This window comes from Mesorhizobium sp. WSM4823, assembly GCF_055811195.1.
Window position 1 is genome coordinate 1 of the sequence record NZ_JBVVQL010000075.1, and the last position, 237, is coordinate 237.

Consider the following 237-nt stretch of genomic DNA (forward strand, 5'->3'; position numbering starts at 1 on the left):
GTCTGCACATAGCCCGCAAGCTGCCAGATTTGATCCGTGGTCATCTTGTCCCCGAAGGGGGGCATGCCGTGCGGCCGCCCATCTCGGATCGAGGCGAAGATCGAGACCGTCTCGGGACCGTAGTACCACCAGCCGTCGAGGAAGCCAGGGCCGCTGCCGCCCTGGCCGTCGCCATGGCAGCTCTTGCAGCCGAACCACGAATAGAGCCGCTTGCCTTGGCTGAGATTGTAGGCGTTG

1 protein-coding gene is annotated in these 237 nt (G+C 64.1%); it reads right to left on the reverse strand.

Features of this window, described 5'->3' with window-relative positions; genetic code table 11:
* Positions 1 to 237, reverse strand: a 237-nt coding sequence (locus AC0L26_RS32060) for a c-type cytochrome (protein WP_473636093.1), incomplete at both ends; no start/stop codon positions are given.